This is a genomic window from Salinicoccus halitifaciens (assembly GCF_021026095.1).
In the GTDB taxonomy this organism is placed as follows: domain Bacteria; phylum Bacillota; class Bacilli; order Staphylococcales; family Salinicoccaceae; genus Lacicoccus; species Lacicoccus halitifaciens.
This window is the reverse complement of the sequence record NZ_JAJNCU010000008.1, coordinates 167,243-182,486: the sequence shown is the minus strand read 5'-3', so window position 1 is coordinate 182,486 and position 15,244 is coordinate 167,243. Positions and strand designations below refer to the sequence as shown.

Here is a 15,244-nt window from a genome sequence, read left to right as displayed (position 1 = left end):
CATTTGAAGTAGAAGAAGGTCAGCGTGGTCCACAGGCGACTAACGTTACACCTGTTTAATCTACAAACCATATAAAACTTGAGGGGACGGCCTGCGGCCGTCCTTTTTTTATGCTTAAAATAAGCGGCTGTGTCCTGTCCGGGCGGGGGATTTCAACTCTTGAACGCCTCGTGCGGGGACGGACCTTAATTATTATGTACTCACCCGCATATTTCTCTGATAGAATGATGATATTGCTTCAACGTTTTTCCAAATTACAGAAGAGGAGTCAAAAGAAATGGATGTAATATTCAATCCCGTGGTCATTTCGGTCCTCATCCTGATCGTCTTGAGCCTTATGAAAATCCATGTCATTTTCGCTTTGATGCTGGCTGCGATTTCTGCAGGCCTGCTTGCGGGTCTGCCGCTCGGTGAGACCGTCTCTGTCCTTGTCGAGGGGATGGGCGGGCAGTCTGAAACGGCACTCAGTTATCTGCTGCTCGGGATCTTCGCCTCGATGATTGCAATGTCGGGCATCGTCCGGGTGCTGCTGAACTATTTGCTGAGGGTGATCGGAAAGCGAAAGTATCTGCTCATATTCATATTTGCAGGCATCGGGGTGCTGTCACAGACGGTAGTGCCTGTGCATATTGCTTTCATACCGATACTCGTGCCGCCGCTCCTGATGCTGTTCAACAAGCTGAAGATCGACAGGCGGGCAGTGGCCAGTGCATTGACGTACGGCCTTAAAGCGCCATACATACTCATTCCGGTGGGCTACGGTCTGATCTTCCACGGCATCCTGGTGACGGAGATGCAGGAGAACGGCCTGGATATAGGGCTCTCCGACATCCCGGCCGCAATGGCGATTCCGGTCCTCGGGATGACGCTTGGCCTGCTGACCGCCGTTTTCATCACTTACAGGAAACACAGGGAATATGAGGATATCGAAACCGTCTCTGCTGAGAGCGTCGTTACGGAAGGCCTCACGGAAACACGCGAGAAAGTGAACCACCTGATCACGCTCGTTGCGATCATTGCGGCATTCGTGCTGCAGCTGACGTTCGACTCGATGATCATCGGGGCGCTCGGCGGCATTACGATCATGCTCATCAGCCAGGTCATCAAAATCAGCCGGACTGATGCGGCAGTCAGGGAAGGCGTCCTCATGATGGGTGCGATCGCCTTCATCATGCTCATCGCTTCAGGTTATGCATCGGTGCTGACCGAGACGGATGCGGTCAATGAGCTGACGACTACGGTCGCAGGCTGGTTCGAAGGGGCGCCGCACGCAGTGGCGGCGGTCATGCTCCTCCTTGTCGGCCTCGTCATCACGATGGGGATCGGCACGTCATTCGGGACCATCCCGATCATCGCGGCCGTCTTCGTCCCGCTGTGCATGGCCCTCGGGTTCAGCCCGCTTGCGACGGCTTCACTGATCGGCACGGCTGCAGCGCTCGGTGATGCAGGGTCACCCGCCTCCGACAGCACGCTCGGCCCGACGGCCGGCCTTGCCGCCGACGGACAGCATGATCATATATGGGATACGGTCGTCCCGACCTTCCTCCACTATAATATTCCGCTGATCATATTCGGCACCATCGCTGCCGTCATCCTTTAATGAGACGCCGTCCTCCGGGGCGGTGTTTTTTATTCTTCCTGAAAGATTATTATATTTAAAATAGGGTAAAGGGATATGTAATCACTATTTAGGAGGTTGTAATAAATGTCACTCAAGTATGAAATCACAGCAACCAACACAGGCGGCCGTAAGGGCCATGTCCAGACGGACGATAAAAAGATCGACTCCCCGGTGCTCCCGCCGGATCAGGATGGCGACGGCGTAAACCCTGAACAGCTCTTTGCAGCAGGCTACGCATCATGTTTCAATGGTGCATTCGACCTGATGCTGAAGCAGGGCGGCGTGAAAAATGCAGAGCCGGTGGTGGATCTGACGGTCCAGCTGCTGGATGATGAAGAAAATGAAGGCCCGAAACTCGGTGTCAAAATCAATGCAAAAGTGAAGAACATGTCACAGGAAGATGCAGAGAAGTACCTGGAGCAGGCGCACCAGTTCTGCCCTTATTCGAAAGCGACACGCGGCAACATCGACGTGGAACTGAATGTGACGGCTGAATAGTTCGATCCTTGCACGGGACCATCAGGGTTCCGTGCTTTTTATTTTGCGGATTTTCCCACCATAAGCAAAGCTTATGGTAAAGAGTAATTTTTCCATTAAAAGAAATATGCGTTCTTAACATTAACTTAATAATTAATGGGTATACTGTACTTACAGACATTAATTTGACCATTCCCCTTGGTCAAGTCCCCTTACCCAAAATCCTTCCCCTGGGATTTTGGGTGCTTTTATTTTTATGGAAGTATGTGTACAATAAGTTGAACATCAACATAAAGTGGCGGGGGATATCATGAAGATTAAAAATATTGAAATGTATGAAGGACTGCCGAAAGTGGTGGTGTCGATCAGCGGCACATCGAGGCAGGAAATGAAATCGGAACTGATACATATCGTGGAGAACCGGGAGGCCCTGGATGTCGTCGAAATCCGCGGTGACGGCTTCGACAACATGAGCCGCTCCGAACATTTGAAGCTGGTCAATGAATTGGCAGGGGAGCTCCGGGACATACCTGTCATCTATACATACAGAACTTCCCATGAAGGCGGCAGCGGTGCAAGATCCTATGCTGAATATAAAGACCTGCTGATGGATGTCACCGCGAAATGCGATATCGACATCATCGACATGGAATACATCACGGCGGGCAAACTCCTTCCTGAAATGGTGGAATGTGCGGGTGAATACGAAAAGACCGTCCTTTTGAGCCAGCATGATTTCAAAAGCACCCCGACAGTGGAGGAGATGCAGAAGCTGCTTTACCGCATGCACAGTGCAGGCGGGGAAATACTGAAGCTCGCCTATGCGCCGCAGGATGATGATGATGTCCTCAATATGCTTAAGATCGTGAAGACGGCAAAAGAAGCCATCGGAAATAAAATCATCGGCATCTCAATGGGGGAGAGCGGAAAATTGACGCGGCTGACCGGCGGGGAATTCGGCTCCTGCCTGACATACGGCTATCTCACGAAAAACACGGCACCCGGACAGGTGCATGCAGCAGACATCAAGGCTGCCCTGAAAGCGTACGAATAAGAAAGTGCGGCCTCCATCCAGGGGCCGCACTTTCTTCATTTCATAGGTTTTCCTTCAGGAATTCCCTCACCCTCCCGGATGTGCCTGCATTATGGGCGCCGAGACGGGCCGTCACGGCACCCTTCCTGAAGATCAGGAGGTCCGGGATGCCGCCGATATCGTTTTCGTCCGCGGCTTGGGACACTTCATCCCGGTTCAGCTCGAACCACTTGATGTACCTGTACTCTTCCATGATGGGCGGGATGAAATCGTTGAAGATGGCGCAGTCGGGACACCAGTCCGCATAAAATTTGACGATGACCGCGTCATTGCCCCTCACTGCCTTCCTGTAATCGTCATAAGTCCTCAATGCCTTCATCGGCTACACTCCCAGGTAAATTATAAGATCTCTTTCATTTTATCATTTGAATGTTGTAAAATGAAAGTATGAATAAGATTTCATTGTTCTGGGTATAGTACTAAAAACATACGGAGGTACGGCATGATCACTTTCTACGAATACTCGAAGTGTACAACCTGCAGGAAGGGTAAGAAGTTCCTGGAGGAGAACGGCATAGAATTTGAAGCACATGATATGGTGAAGGCACCGCCCTCGAAAGAGACGCTGAAAAGGATCATTGAAAAATCGGATCATGACATCGGTAAATTTTTCAACACCAGGGGAAAGAAGTACAAAGAGCTGGATTTGAAGAACAGGCTGCCTGAGATGGATGATGATGAAAAAATCGAACTTCTATCATCAGACGGCATGCTGATCAAGCGTCCTTTAGTGGATGCAGGTGATGACGTACTGCTGGGGTTCAAGGAGTCCGAATATAAAGAAACACTGCTTTGACGAATTTACTTGAGAAACTTTGTGAAATATGTCATTATATAATTGTATAGATCATAGAGGAGGTTTTTTATCATGGCACTACCACAAGACTTGAAATATTCTGAAGATCATGAATGGGTAAAAGTTGATGGAAATACAGTAACTATCGGTATTACAGACTTTGCTCAAGGTGAGCTTGGAGACATCGTTTTCGTCGAGCTTCCTGAAGAGGGCGACGATATGACGAAAGGTGAATCTTTCGGCAGCGTTGAATCCGTTAAGACTGTTTCTGAATTGTATGCACCTTTGAACGGTAAAATCGTTGAAGTGAACGAAGAGCTTGAAGACAGCCCTGAACTCGTCAACGAATCACCATACGAAGATGCATGGATGGTTAAAATTGAACTCGAAGACACTTCACAATTAGACAGCCTGCTTGATGCAGATGCTTACGCTGAAATCACAGGTGCATAATATTTTATCAACTCTAGACATCGTCTAGAGTTTTTTTAAAAATAAAATACTCCAAGGGTGATGAAAATGTATCTTTCTGATAAAGTGCTCATCGTTGAAGGTAAGACCGACAAACGCCGTATTGAAGAAGTGCTTGTGGAACCCGTGCAGATCATCTGCACTTTTGGTACAATGGGAGTCTCGAAACTTGATGAGATATTGGAACAGCTCGATGGTTCCGAAATTTACATCCTTTCGGACGCTGATAAGGAAGGCCGGAAAATCCGTAAATGGTTCAAAAGGCACCTCAGCGAAAGCACCCATATCTATATCGACCCAAAATTCGGGGAAGTGGGCAGATGCCCGAGGGACTACCTCGCAAATCTTCTGATGCGGCACGGCTTTTACGTGGATACAAGCTTGATTATGAAAGGTAAGTTTTATGATGAAAGAGCAGTTGGAGACCCAGGATATATACAATCTTATTCACTCTGAAGGAATATTCATTTTATACGGATATGCGCCGATCTGTGCAAACTGCCGGATAGCGGAGCGCATGCTTAAATTGACGCAGGAAATCCATGATTTCGAATATACGGCGATCGACCTGAATTATCATGTGGACATCATCAATGATTATAAAATCACATCCGCACCGGCGCTCCTGATATTTGAAGACGGTGAATTGAAGGAAAACGTGTACCGCTTCGAATCGGTCACGAATTTGTTGAATATACTGGAACGTCATCGTTGACGTGATGGCGCACTGATGGTAATATAATTCACAATCGAATAACGACTCTTATCCAGAGTGGCGGAGGGAAGTGCCCGATGATGCCACGGCAACCGTCTTTAGACAAGGTGCCAAGTCACTGAATCAATCGATTCGAAGATGAGAGGCTGAATCGCTGAAAGCCTGCTCATTTCATACCAAGTGAGTAGGCTTTTTATTTTATAATAGTTTGGAAGATGAAGAATGATAGACATTTTAAACGTCAATAAAAATTACAGCACGAAATCAGCCGACATCACCGCAGTGGACGATGTCAGCCTAAAGATCGACAGCGGTGAAATCTTCGGCATCATCGGATATTCCGGTGCCGGGAAATCCACCCTGATCCGCCTTCTGAACGGCCTTGAGGAGCCGACATCCGGTGACATCATTATCGGTGAGGACACGATCAACAAACTCTCCAAAAAAGGACTTCGGCAGAAGCGGCAGAAAGTGTCGATGATTTTCCAGCACTTCAACCTGCTGTGGTCGAGGACCGTGGAAGAGAACATCAGCTTCCCGCTGGAAATTGCGGGTGTCGGAAAGAAGGAACGCAGGAGAAGGACTCAGGAACTGATCGAGCTCGTCGGCCTCACCGGCCGGGAGAAGAACTATCCGAGTGAGCTGTCCGGCGGGCAGAAGCAGCGTGTCGGCATCGCAAGGGCGCTGTCGAACGAGCCGACCGTCCTGCTCTGCGATGAAGCAACGAGTGCGCTCGATCCGGAGACGACGGACGAAGTCCTCGACCTGCTTCAGAAGATCAGGGACGAGATGAACCTCACCATCGTCCTGATCACACACGAGATGCACGTGATCAGAAAGATATGCGACCGGGCGGCGGTCATGCAGAACGGCCGGGTCGTGGAGACGGGCAAAGTGCTCCAGCTGTTCCAGAACCCTGTGCACAGTGTGACGAAACGTTTCGTCAGGGATGATATCAACGATGAGGAAACGGCACTCGCCCTTGATGAAGTGCGGGAACTGTTCCCGCATTCGAAAATACTTAAAATCAGCTTTGTTGGGACGAAGGCGAAGACGCCGGTCGTCTCCAGGGTCATCAAGCAGTTCGACCTCGATATGAACATACTTTCCGGCAATATCAAGCAGACGAACAATGAGTCATACGGCCATCTGTATGTTGCGCTCGATGTGGATGACGCGACGCTTGAAAAAGTCATCGAGACGCTCGGCAATGATGACATTACAGTGGAGGTCGAGAAATAATGAATGAATTGATCCAGGCCTTCACGGAAATGTTCAGTTTTGAGAATGTGCAGTGGGACGTCGTATGGGAAGCGACGGTCGATACGATTTATATGACCGGCATTGCCACAGCTTTCACCCTGGTCATCGGGCTGGTGCTCGGCATCATTTTATTTTTGTCCGATAAGAGCGACAACACATTGAGCCAGCCCGTTTACGGGGTGACGGCATTCCTCGTCAACCTGTTCCGGGCGATACCTTTCATCATCCTGATCATTCTGCTCATCCCGTTCACTAAAGCGATCATGGGCACAATCATGGGTGTGCAGGGCGCACTGCCGGCACTCATCATCGGGGCTTCCCCGTTCTATGCGCGGCTTGTCGAGATCGGGCTCAAGGAAATAGACAAAGGCGTCATTGAAGCGGCCCAGTCGATGGGTGCAGGCACATGGACGATCATCTGGAAGGTGCTCATCCCCGAATCGATGCCCGCTTTGATATCCGGCATCACGGTGACGGCGATCATGCTGGTGGGCTCCACCGCGATTGCAGGCGTCATCGGCGCCGGCGGACTCGGGAACCTCGCCTACATGGTCGGGTTTACACGGAACCAGAGTGATGTCACATTGGTTGCGACTATAGTAATACTGATCATCGTTTTCATCATCCAGTTCGCAGGGGACTTCCTTGCGAAAGCGGTCGATAAACGCTGATCATCAATTATATAAAAATATTTGGTTGGAGAGGACAGGGTAAATTATGAGAAAGTTATTTCTATTCATGGTTTTAAGCGTATTTGCAGTGGTACTTGCAGCATGCGGCAACGGCGGGGACGAAGGCACTGAAGAAAGTGCGGACACAGGCGAAGAGACTGAAGAGGCTGCAGAAACCGAAGAAAATGGTTCCGGGGATGCTGCAGAAGAAGCAGGCGGCACACTATCCATCGCAGCATCACCTGCACCGCACGCTGAGCTTCTGGAAGAAGCGGCGAAATTACTGGATGAGGAAGGTATCGAGCTTGATATCAGCATAGTCAACGACTATACGACACCGAACCGTCTGCTTGCGGACGAAGAAGTGGATGCAAACTTCTTCCAGCATACGCCTTATCTGGAAGGTGAAGTGGAATCACACGGGTACGACCTTGAATCTGCAGGCAACGTACATATCGAGCCGATGGGTGTTTATTCGCAGGACTATGATTCACTGGAGGAACTGCCGGAAGGTTCGACCATCCTGGTTTCCAACAACCCGGCTGAGGAAGGACGCTTCCTGTCATTCTTCGTGGACGCCGGACTGATTGAGATTGAAGACGGCATCGACATTGAAAATGCGACGTTCGATGACATCACTGAAAATCCGAATGATTTTGAGTTCAACAACCAGACGGCACCGGAACTGCTCGTTGAAATGTATAACAATAACGAAGCCCCGGCAGTGATCATCAACTCCAACTTCGCAATCGAAGGTGATCTGAACCCTGTGGTGGATGCGATTGCCTTGGAGGATTCTGAATCACCATATGCCAACCTTGTTGCAGTGCGTTCAGGCGATGCGGACAGAGAAGACGTTCAGGCATTGATGGATGTGCTTCAGGGCGAGGAAATTGCACAGTTTATGGAAGATACCTATGGGGGCGCAGTCATCCCAGCGGAATAAAGTGATAAGGGCCGGGAGATCAGATGATCTTCCGGTTTTTTTGTGGGTGGCGATGATGCGTGCGGGGCGGATTCGATTATCTTTGGTGATCCCGTCGACTTAATCGAATTCGCATCGTTATTTCGATTATCTTTGGTGATCCCGTCGACTTAATCGAATTCGCTTCCACATTTCGATTATCTTTGTTGATTCCGTGGACTTAATCGAATTCGCCTCCGTATTTCGATTATCTTTAATGATTTCATCGACTTAATCGATTCCCTCATACCCCCCTCCTGTAACGATGAATTCGATTGTGTAATTTGTTTATTTATGGTAAAATTGATGTATTGAAAGCATCAGACAAGGGGAGACTAAAATGACACAGAACACTCAAGCAGGTTATGATTCGTCACTCGTCCTCGTATCTTATATTTTAGCGTTGTTCACACTGCTCATCGGACCCCTGATCATCTGGGCCCTGAAGAAAGACGATGATCCGGCGACGGCGGAAGCGCTCAGGCATGTGGCCAACTTCGGCATATCCTACACGATCTACGCACTGATTGCGTGGGCCACTACAGTCGTGCTGATCGGTTTCGTACTGGGGCCGATCGTGCAGGTCGCGACAATCGTCTTCATCATCATCGGCATCATCAAGACAGTGAACGGTGAAGTGTATAAGCCGCCTTTCACGCTGGACATCATCAAGTGAATATGAAAAACAACAACCGGGCTTTGAAACTTCATCGTCCGGCTGTTTATTTTTAATCGAGCTTCATTATGTGATATGATTAAATCATAGTTAAATAATATGATTTAAAGGAGTGCTTTAGATGGCTGGTAATAATTCAAAATTTGTTTCGACTGAATGGCTTGAGGCGCATTTGGAAGATGAAAATTTAAAGATCATTGATGCGACGACGTATTTACAGATACCGGAGGGCGGAGGTTATTACAAAGTGTGGAGCGGCAAGGAAGATTATGAGAAAGCTCATATTCCCGGCGCAGTATTCGCCGACTTGAAAAATGACTTTTCCGATCCGGACGCTTCTTATAACTTTGCGGTGATACCTCATGACGAATTCGTCACTAAAATGAGAGATCTTGGCGTCTCTGATGATTCTTTCGTCGTGATATATGATCGTGGTGCGATGGTGGGTGCCGAGTTTGAAGCGGCGGATTGGGCCTCCCGCCTTGCTTGGCAGTTGAAGTTCGAGGGATTCGATAATGTGGCGATACTGGATGGCGGCTATAATAAATGGACAAGAGAAGGGCGTCCGGTCACTGATGAGGTGGTTACACCGGAAAAAGGTGAATTGAACATCGAACGCCGTCCTGAACTTTATGCGAGCAAAGAGGATGTCCTGAATGCAATAGATGACGATAATGTAATCATCTTGGACAGTCTGGATCCTTCAAATTATGCAGGCGAGTCCGACACGTATGCCCGTCCCGGCCACATACCGGGCGCAGTCAATGTCTTCTTCGGAGATCTGGCCGATCCTGAAACCGGTGAAGTCTACGATGATGAAAAATTGAAAGAGCGGTTTGAAGCGGTGGGCGCACTGGATCAGGATAAGAAGGTCATCACCTATTGCGGCAGCGCCATCGCAGCAACATGGACACAGTACCTGCTGAATAAACTCGGTCAGGACAATGTGGCGGTCTATGACGGTTCATTATCCGAATGGGCGGCGGATGAAAGCCTGCCGATGGAAACAAAGGATTCGAAGTAAGATTACAACATTTGAATCATAAACCATAAGAAACCTGAATGATGACGGAATCATTTGGGTTTTCCCATTCTCAAGGAGGATAAAACGCTTTCCTGCCGTCTTCATACTTTCGAACGAGGCGCCCCCCTTTAATATGTTCAGCTTTTAAGGTATAATATTACAGTGTGAATCATACTCCATTTCTTTGACTATAGATTAGAATTATTATAAACTAGTGGAGTATGAGAATAATATTTTCTAATTGGAGGATAAGTAAATGACTTCTGTTCTGGAAATCAAAAACTTACACGTCGAAATAGACGGTAAAGAAATCTTAAAAGGTGTCGACCTGACACTCAAGCAAGGCGAAATCCATGCGGTCATGGGACCGAACGGTACGGGCAAGTCCACTTTGGCGCAGGCGATCATGGGACACCCGCGTTATGAAGTGACACAGGGCGAAATACTTCTTGACGGTGAAGATGTACTGGAGATGGAAGTGGACGAGCGTGCGAAAGCCGGTCTATTCCTCGGTATGCAGTACCCATCTGAAATCTCAGGAGTGACGACTTCAGACTTCCTGCGTTCGGCGATCAACTCACACCGTGAGGAAGGCGACGAAATCAACCTGATGCAGTTCATCAAGAAATTGGATAAAAACATGGAGTACCTTGAAATCGATCAGGACATGGCAACACGTTACCTGAATGAAGGGTTCTCCGGCGGTGAGAAAAAGAGAAATGAAATCCTCCAGCTGATGATGCTTGAGCCTAAATTCGGCATTCTGGATGAGATCGACTCCGGTCTTGACATCGACGCACTTGCGATTGTATCAAAAGGCATCAACAAACTGCGCGGTGAAAACTTCGGTTCACTGATCATCACTCACTACCAAAGACTTCTCAACTACATCGAGCCTGACCATGTACACGTCATGATGAAAGGCAAGATCGTCAAATCCGGCGGCAAAGAACTTTCAGAGCGTCTTGAGTCCGAAGGTTATGACTGGATCAAAGAAGAATTAGGTATTGATGACGTAACTGTAGAATCTGACGTTAAATAAGACAGGAGGATCATAATGGCTACTGTATCTAATGAATATATTATAAATGCAGATGAAGTCATTCAGCGCGCAACCGAGCGTGGTGAATCCGACTTCCTTATCAATAAAAAGCGGGAAGCACTCGAGACGATCGAAAATCTTGAGATGCCGAAGCCTGACAAGACGAACATCAAGAGATGGGACTTCTTCACAATGGCAGAGCCTGTCGTCGACAGCAGTGTCTACAACAGCCTGGATGAACTGCCTGAAGCGGTCAAGGAGCTTCATGATATCGAAAACACAAAAAACATCTATGTCCAGCACAACAATACGCCTGCTTATGTACAGATAGATGAAAAACTGCAGGATAAAGGTGTCATCATCGAAAACATCATCGAAGCGACACACAATCACCCTGAACTTGTTGAAAAGTACTTCATGACCGACGGTGTGAAAGTCGACGAGCATAAGCTCACGGCCTTCCATACTGCAATGCTGAACGGCGGCCTGTTCGTCTATGTGCCGAAAGATGTTCAGATTGAAGATCCTATACAGATGGTCGTGCTCCACGATGATGAAAAGGCATCACTTGTGAACCATGTGCTCATCGTTGCGGACAAAGGATCGGAAGTCACTTATGTGGAGAACTACCTGTCCAACGTCGAGCAGACCAACGAGCAGATCAACATCGTCTCCGAAGTCCTTGCACTGGATAATGCGAAAATCACTTACGGCGCGGTGGATGTGCTTGCAGAAGGCATGACCGGCTACATCAACAGACGCGGTGTTGCGTCGGCTGATGCAAGAATCGACTGGGCACTCGGCCTGATGAGTGATTCAAACATCATCAACGACAACACGACCTATCTCATGGGCGACCGTTCGAACTCGGACATGAAGACGGTCACGATCGGACGCGGTGAGCAGAACCAGAACGTCACGACGCAGATCATCCACTATGGCAAGGATTCCAACGGACATATACTGAAGCACGGCGTCATGAAGGACAGGGCGACAAGCATCTTCAACGGCATCGGCTATATCAAGCACGGTGCGACACGCAGTGATGCACAGCAGGAATCACGCATTCTCATGCTGAGCGAACGTGCACGCGGTGACGCAAACCCGATCCTCCTCATCGATGAAGACGATGTGACAGCCGGTCACGCAGCCTCAGTCGGCCGTGTGGACCCGCTCCAGCTGTTCTATCTGATGAGCCGCGGTATTTCGCAGAGGGAAGCAGAGAGACTTGTCATCCACGGTTTCCTGGATCCTGTAGTGAAGGCACTGCCGATCGAATCGGTCAAGAAGCAGCTTAAAGAGATTATAGAGCTGAAAGTATTATCGAAATAAGCGTTAAAGGGGTTTTTCCCATATGGATATAAATACCATCCGCAGAGATTTTCCGATTCTGGATCAGGAAGTCAACGGTAAGCCTCTGGTTTACCTGGACACTTCAGCGACCAGCCAGTCGCCGACCCAGGTGATCGATGCGATGAACGACTACTACCGGAATTACAATTCAAACGTCCACAGAGGCGTGCATACACTCGGAACGAAGGCAACGGATGCATATGAGCAGGCACGGATGAAGGTCAGAGGTTTCATCAATGCACAACGCTATGAAGAAATCATCTTCACACGCGGGACGACTTCGGCAATCAACCTGGTTGCCAGGAGTTTCGGTGAAGACAATGTTTCGGAAGGTGACGACATCGTCGTCACTGCGGTGGAGCACCATGCAAACATCGTACCCTGGCAGGAACTTGCGAAACGCAAAAAGGCCAATCTCGTATTCATCCCCCTTGAAGCGGATGGAACGATCAAATTGGAAAATGTCGAAGCAGTGATGTCGGACAGGACGAAAATTGTGGCGCTTACACACGTTTCCAACGTGCTCGGCACGATCAACGACATCAAGAGCATTGCGGAAATCGCCCACAGCCACGGCGCATATATCGCTGTGGATGGTGCACAGGCGGTGCCCCACATGAGCGTGGATGTTCAGGATCTGGATGTTGACTTCTATGCATTCAGCGGCCATAAGATGCTAGGCCCGACAGGCATCGGCGTCCTTTACGGCAAAGCTGATTTGCTTGATAATATGGAACCCATCGAATATGGTGGAGATATGATCGACTTCGTGGATTTGAGAGAATCCACATGGACCGATCTTCCGGTGAAATTCGAAGCGGGCACACCAATGATCGCAGAAGCGATCGGGCTGTCGGCAGCGATCGATTACATCAATGAGGTCGGTGCAGATGAAATACTCCGCTACGAACAGGAACTGGTCAAGTACGCATATGATAAGATGTCACAGATTGAAGGCATAGAGATTTACGGACCAAGGGAAGAACGCGCCGGATTGATCACTTTCAACCTGGACGGTGTACATCCGCATGATCTGGCGACTGCACTGGATTCTGACGGCGTTGCGGTCAGGGCCGGGCATCACTGTGCCCAGCCGCTGATGAAGTTCCTGGAAGTTTCCTCCACGGCCAGAGCGAGCTTTTATTTATACAACACTAAAGATGAAATTGATTACTTCATCGATTCTTTGGAACGCACAAAGGAGTTTTTCACGCATGAATTTTAATAACCTGAACCAGCTGTATCGCTCGGTCATCATGGACCACTACAAGAACCCGAGGAACAAAGGTGTACTTGAGGCAGGCACGATGACCGTCGATATGAACAATCCGACATGTGGTGATGCAATCCGTCTGACTCTGGACGTTCAGGATGGAATCGTCCGCGATGCCAAATTCGACGGCGAAGGCTGTTCCATTTCATTGTCCAGCGCTTCGATGATGACAGAGGCCATCAAGGGCAAATCACTCGAAGAGGCGCTCGGCATGAGTGAGGAATTCAGTAAGATGATGCTCGGTGAAGACTACGATATTCCGGAAGAGTATGGGGATATAGAAGCATTGTCCGGGGTGAGCCAGTTCCCTGCACGTATAAAATGTGCGACGCTAACCTGGAAAGCACTTGAAAAAGGTGTTAAGGAATCCGGACAGTAATATATAGAAGGAGTGATTGTCATGGCTAAAAATGTACCTGAAATAGAAGATTATAAATATGGTTTCCATGATGAAGACGTATCAATTTTCCGTTCAGACCGCGGTCTGACACCGGAAATCGTTAAAGAGATTTCGAAAATGAAGGAAGAGCCTCAGTGGATGCTGGATTACCGCCTGAAATCACTGCAGCATTTCTACGACAGACCAATGCCGATGTGGGGCGGGGATCTTTCAGAGTTGAACTTTGATGAGATCACTTACTACGTGAAGCCTTCCGAGCAGACTGAACGCTCATGGGATGAAGTGCCGGAAGAAATCAAACTGACGTTTGACAAGCTCGGTATTCCTGAAGCAGAACAAAAATACCTTGCAGGTGTTTCTGCACAGTATGAATCAGAAGTGGTATACCACAACATGGAGCAGGCTCTTGAAGAGAAGGGCGTAATATTCAAGGACACGGACTCTGCACTTCGTGAAAACGAAGACCTTTTCAGAGAGTACTTCGGAACTGTAGTGCCGGCGACGGACAACAAATTCTCGGCGCTGAACTCAGCTGTATGGTCCGGTGGATCATTCATCTACTGCCCTCCTGGAGTCACGGTCGATTCGCCTCTGCAGGCTTACTTCCGCATCAACTCCGAGAACATGGGTCAGTTCGAGCGTACGCTGATCATCTGTGATGAAGGTTCAAGCGTCCACTACGTGGAAGGTTGTACAGCACCTGTCTATACGACGAACTCACTGCACTCCGCAGTTGTTGAGATCATCGTCAAAAAAGATGCTTACTGCCGTTACACGACGATCCAGAACTGGGCGAACAACGTCTACAACCTCGTAACCAAGCGTACTTTCGTTGACGAAAACGGTACGATGGAATGGGTCGACGGCAACCTCGGTTCCAAGATCACAATGAAATACCCTTCAATCTTCCTTAAAGGCGAAGGTGCACGCGGTATGACATTGTCCATCGCTCTGGCAGGTAAAGGCCAGCTGCAGGATGCGGGTGCGAAAATGATCCACCTGGCACCTAACACGTCTTCAACGATCGTTTCCAAATCGATCGCCAAAGGCGGCGGTAAAGTTTCCTACCGCGGACAGGTCCATTTCGGCAGAAAAGCTGAAAATGCAAGATCGAACATCGAGTGTGACACAATGATCATGGATAACGAGTCCACTTCCGATACGATTCCGTACAATGAAATCTTAAATGATAACATTTCACTGGAACACGAAGCGAAAGTTTCGAAAGTATCTGAAGAGCAGTTATTCTATCTGATGAGCCGTGGCATCGGTGAACTTGAAGCGGTCGAAATGATCGTCATGGGCTTCATCGAGCCATTCACTAAAGAACTTCCAATGGAATATGCGGTTGAGATGAACCGTCTGATCTCCTTTGAAATGGAAGGTTCAATCGGTTAATGACCAT

The 15,244-nt window shown here is 48.7% G+C and carries 18 protein-coding genes, 1 pseudogene and 1 riboswitch; of the genes and pseudogenes, 18 read left to right on the top strand and 1 reads right to left on the bottom strand.

Features of this window, described 5'->3' with window-relative positions; translation table 11 throughout:
• The 4 genes and pseudogenes from LPW40_RS13650 to aroD form a co-directional block, all read left to right on the top strand.
• A pseudogene (locus LPW40_RS13650) lies at positions 1–59 on the top strand (cold-shock protein); the annotation flags it as partial.
• 218 nt (positions 60–277) lie between these two features.
• Positions 278–1,600: a Na+/H+ antiporter family protein gene (locus LPW40_RS12400; protein WP_230822566.1), complete on the top strand. Its 1,323-nt coding sequence runs from the start codon at positions 278–280 to the stop codon at positions 1,598–1,600.
• A 105-nt stretch (positions 1,601–1,705) separates the two neighbouring features.
• Positions 1,706–2,119, top strand: a complete 414-nt coding sequence (locus LPW40_RS12395; RefSeq protein ID WP_230822565.1) for an organic hydroperoxide resistance protein — start codon at positions 1,706–1,708, stop codon at positions 2,117–2,119.
• A gap of 289 nt (positions 2,120–2,408) precedes the next feature.
• On the top strand, positions 2,409–3,152 hold the full coding sequence (gene aroD / locus LPW40_RS12390; RefSeq protein ID WP_230822564.1) for a type I 3-dehydroquinate dehydratase: 744 nt from the start codon (positions 2,409–2,411) through the stop codon (positions 3,150–3,152).
• 40 nt (positions 3,153–3,192) lie between these two features.
• On the opposite strand, the gene LPW40_RS12385 is transcribed toward aroD, so the two are convergent.
• Positions 3,193–3,510 (bottom strand): thioredoxin family protein, encoded by a 318-nt coding sequence (locus tag LPW40_RS12385; RefSeq protein ID WP_230822563.1) that lies wholly within the window; start codon positions 3,508–3,510, stop codon positions 3,193–3,195.
• 123 nt (positions 3,511–3,633) lie between these two features.
• Between LPW40_RS12385 and LPW40_RS12380 the strand changes: the two genes are divergently transcribed.
• The 14 genes from LPW40_RS12380 (at position 3,634) to sufB (ending at position 15,237) form a co-directional block, all read left to right on the top strand.
• The gene (locus tag LPW40_RS12380; protein WP_230822562.1) at positions 3,634–3,987 is read left to right on the top strand and encodes an arsenate reductase family protein; all 354 of its coding nucleotides are present in this window, start codon (positions 3,634–3,636) and stop codon (positions 3,985–3,987) included.
• A 72-nt stretch (positions 3,988–4,059) separates the two neighbouring features.
• Complete coding sequence (gene gcvH / locus LPW40_RS12375) at positions 4,060–4,440, top strand: glycine cleavage system protein GcvH (protein ID WP_230822561.1); 381 nt, start codon at positions 4,060–4,062, stop codon at positions 4,438–4,440.
• Between the two features lie 66 nt (positions 4,441–4,506).
• The gene (locus LPW40_RS12370) at positions 4,507–4,914 is read left to right on the top strand and encodes a toprim domain-containing protein (protein ID WP_230822560.1); all 408 of its coding nucleotides are present in this window, start codon (positions 4,507–4,509) and stop codon (positions 4,912–4,914) included.
• Complete coding sequence (locus tag LPW40_RS12365; RefSeq protein ID WP_330166194.1) at positions 4,862–5,173, top strand: thioredoxin family protein; 312 nt, start codon at positions 4,862–4,864, stop codon at positions 5,171–5,173. Before LPW40_RS12370 ends, LPW40_RS12365 begins: the two co-directional genes overlap by 53 nt.
• A gap of 45 nt (positions 5,174–5,218) precedes the next feature.
• A riboswitch (SAM riboswitch) is annotated at positions 5,219–5,318 on the top strand.
• A gap of 77 nt (positions 5,319–5,395) precedes the next feature.
• Complete coding sequence (locus LPW40_RS12360; protein ID WP_230822558.1) at positions 5,396–6,415, top strand: methionine ABC transporter ATP-binding protein; 1,020 nt, start codon at positions 5,396–5,398, stop codon at positions 6,413–6,415.
• Positions 6,415–7,107 carry a methionine ABC transporter permease gene (locus tag LPW40_RS12355; protein ID WP_330166193.1) on the top strand — a complete coding sequence of 231 codons (693 nt, stop codon included), beginning with the start codon at positions 6,415–6,417 and terminating at the stop codon, positions 7,105–7,107. Before LPW40_RS12360 ends, LPW40_RS12355 begins: the two co-directional genes overlap by 1 nt.
• Positions 7,108–7,153: 46 nt before the next feature.
• The gene (locus tag LPW40_RS12350) at positions 7,154–8,053 is read left to right on the top strand and encodes a MetQ/NlpA family ABC transporter substrate-binding protein (protein WP_230822557.1); all 900 of its coding nucleotides are present in this window, start codon (positions 7,154–7,156) and stop codon (positions 8,051–8,053) included.
• A gap of 358 nt (positions 8,054–8,411) precedes the next feature.
• On the top strand, positions 8,412–8,747 hold the full coding sequence (locus tag LPW40_RS12345; RefSeq protein WP_230822556.1) for a DUF4870 domain-containing protein: 336 nt from the start codon (positions 8,412–8,414) through the stop codon (positions 8,745–8,747).
• A gap of 121 nt (positions 8,748–8,868) precedes the next feature.
• Complete coding sequence (locus LPW40_RS12340) at positions 8,869–9,771, top strand: sulfurtransferase (protein WP_230822555.1); 903 nt, start codon at positions 8,869–8,871, stop codon at positions 9,769–9,771.
• Positions 9,772–10,027: 256 nt separating this feature from the next.
• Entirely contained in the window at positions 10,028–10,813 is a 786-nt protein-coding gene (gene sufC, locus LPW40_RS12335) for a Fe-S cluster assembly ATPase SufC (protein WP_230822554.1), read from the top strand.
• Positions 10,814–10,828: 15 nt separating this feature from the next.
• Positions 10,829–12,145, top strand: coding sequence for a Fe-S cluster assembly protein SufD (gene sufD, locus LPW40_RS12330; protein WP_230822553.1), 1,317 nt, complete (start codon positions 10,829–10,831; stop codon positions 12,143–12,145).
• A 22-nt stretch (positions 12,146–12,167) separates the two neighbouring features.
• The gene (locus LPW40_RS12325; RefSeq protein ID WP_230822552.1) at positions 12,168–13,391 is read left to right on the top strand and encodes a cysteine desulfurase; all 1,224 of its coding nucleotides are present in this window, start codon (positions 12,168–12,170) and stop codon (positions 13,389–13,391) included.
• On the top strand, positions 13,381–13,818 hold the full coding sequence (gene sufU, locus LPW40_RS12320; protein WP_230822551.1) for a Fe-S cluster assembly sulfur transfer protein SufU: 438 nt from the start codon (positions 13,381–13,383) through the stop codon (positions 13,816–13,818). Before LPW40_RS12325 ends, sufU begins: the two co-directional genes overlap by 11 nt.
• A gap of 21 nt (positions 13,819–13,839) precedes the next feature.
• Complete coding sequence (gene sufB / locus LPW40_RS12315) at positions 13,840–15,237, top strand: Fe-S cluster assembly protein SufB (protein ID WP_230822550.1); 1,398 nt, start codon at positions 13,840–13,842, stop codon at positions 15,235–15,237.
• Positions 15,238–15,244 lie beyond the last annotated feature (7 nt).

Coding starts and splice junctions, on each gene's coding strand:
- LPW40_RS12385 (WP_230822563.1), bottom strand. CDS start 3,510: ATGAAGGCATTGAGGACTTATGACGATTACAGGAAGGCAGTGAGGGGC.
- LPW40_RS12350 (WP_230822557.1), top strand. CDS start 7,154: ATGAGAAAGTTATTTCTATTCATGGTTTTAAGCGTATTTGCAGTGGTA.
- aroD (WP_230822564.1), top strand. CDS start 2,409: ATGAAGATTAAAAATATTGAAATGTATGAAGGACTGCCGAAAGTGGTG.
- LPW40_RS12400 (WP_230822566.1), top strand. CDS start 278: ATGGATGTAATATTCAATCCCGTGGTCATTTCGGTCCTCATCCTGATC.
- LPW40_RS12370 (WP_230822560.1), top strand. CDS start 4,507: ATGTATCTTTCTGATAAAGTGCTCATCGTTGAAGGTAAGACCGACAAA.
- LPW40_RS12395 (WP_230822565.1), top strand. CDS start 1,706: ATGTCACTCAAGTATGAAATCACAGCAACCAACACAGGCGGCCGTAAG.
- sufD (WP_230822553.1), top strand. CDS start 10,829: ATGGCTACTGTATCTAATGAATATATTATAAATGCAGATGAAGTCATT.
- LPW40_RS12380 (WP_230822562.1), top strand. CDS start 3,634: ATGATCACTTTCTACGAATACTCGAAGTGTACAACCTGCAGGAAGGGT.
- gcvH (WP_230822561.1), top strand. CDS start 4,060: ATGGCACTACCACAAGACTTGAAATATTCTGAAGATCATGAATGGGTA.
- sufB (WP_230822550.1), top strand. CDS start 13,840: ATGGCTAAAAATGTACCTGAAATAGAAGATTATAAATATGGTTTCCAT.
- LPW40_RS12365 (WP_330166194.1), top strand. CDS start 4,862: ATGATGAAAGAGCAGTTGGAGACCCAGGATATATACAATCTTATTCAC.
- LPW40_RS12325 (WP_230822552.1), top strand. CDS start 12,168: ATGGATATAAATACCATCCGCAGAGATTTTCCGATTCTGGATCAGGAA.
- LPW40_RS12360 (WP_230822558.1), top strand. CDS start 5,396: ATGATAGACATTTTAAACGTCAATAAAAATTACAGCACGAAATCAGCC.
- LPW40_RS12340 (WP_230822555.1), top strand. CDS start 8,869: ATGGCTGGTAATAATTCAAAATTTGTTTCGACTGAATGGCTTGAGGCG.
- sufU (WP_230822551.1), top strand. CDS start 13,381: ATGAATTTTAATAACCTGAACCAGCTGTATCGCTCGGTCATCATGGAC.
- LPW40_RS12355 (WP_330166193.1), top strand. CDS start 6,415: ATGAATGAATTGATCCAGGCCTTCACGGAAATGTTCAGTTTTGAGAAT.
- LPW40_RS12345 (WP_230822556.1), top strand. CDS start 8,412: ATGACACAGAACACTCAAGCAGGTTATGATTCGTCACTCGTCCTCGTA.
- sufC (WP_230822554.1), top strand. CDS start 10,028: ATGACTTCTGTTCTGGAAATCAAAAACTTACACGTCGAAATAGACGGT.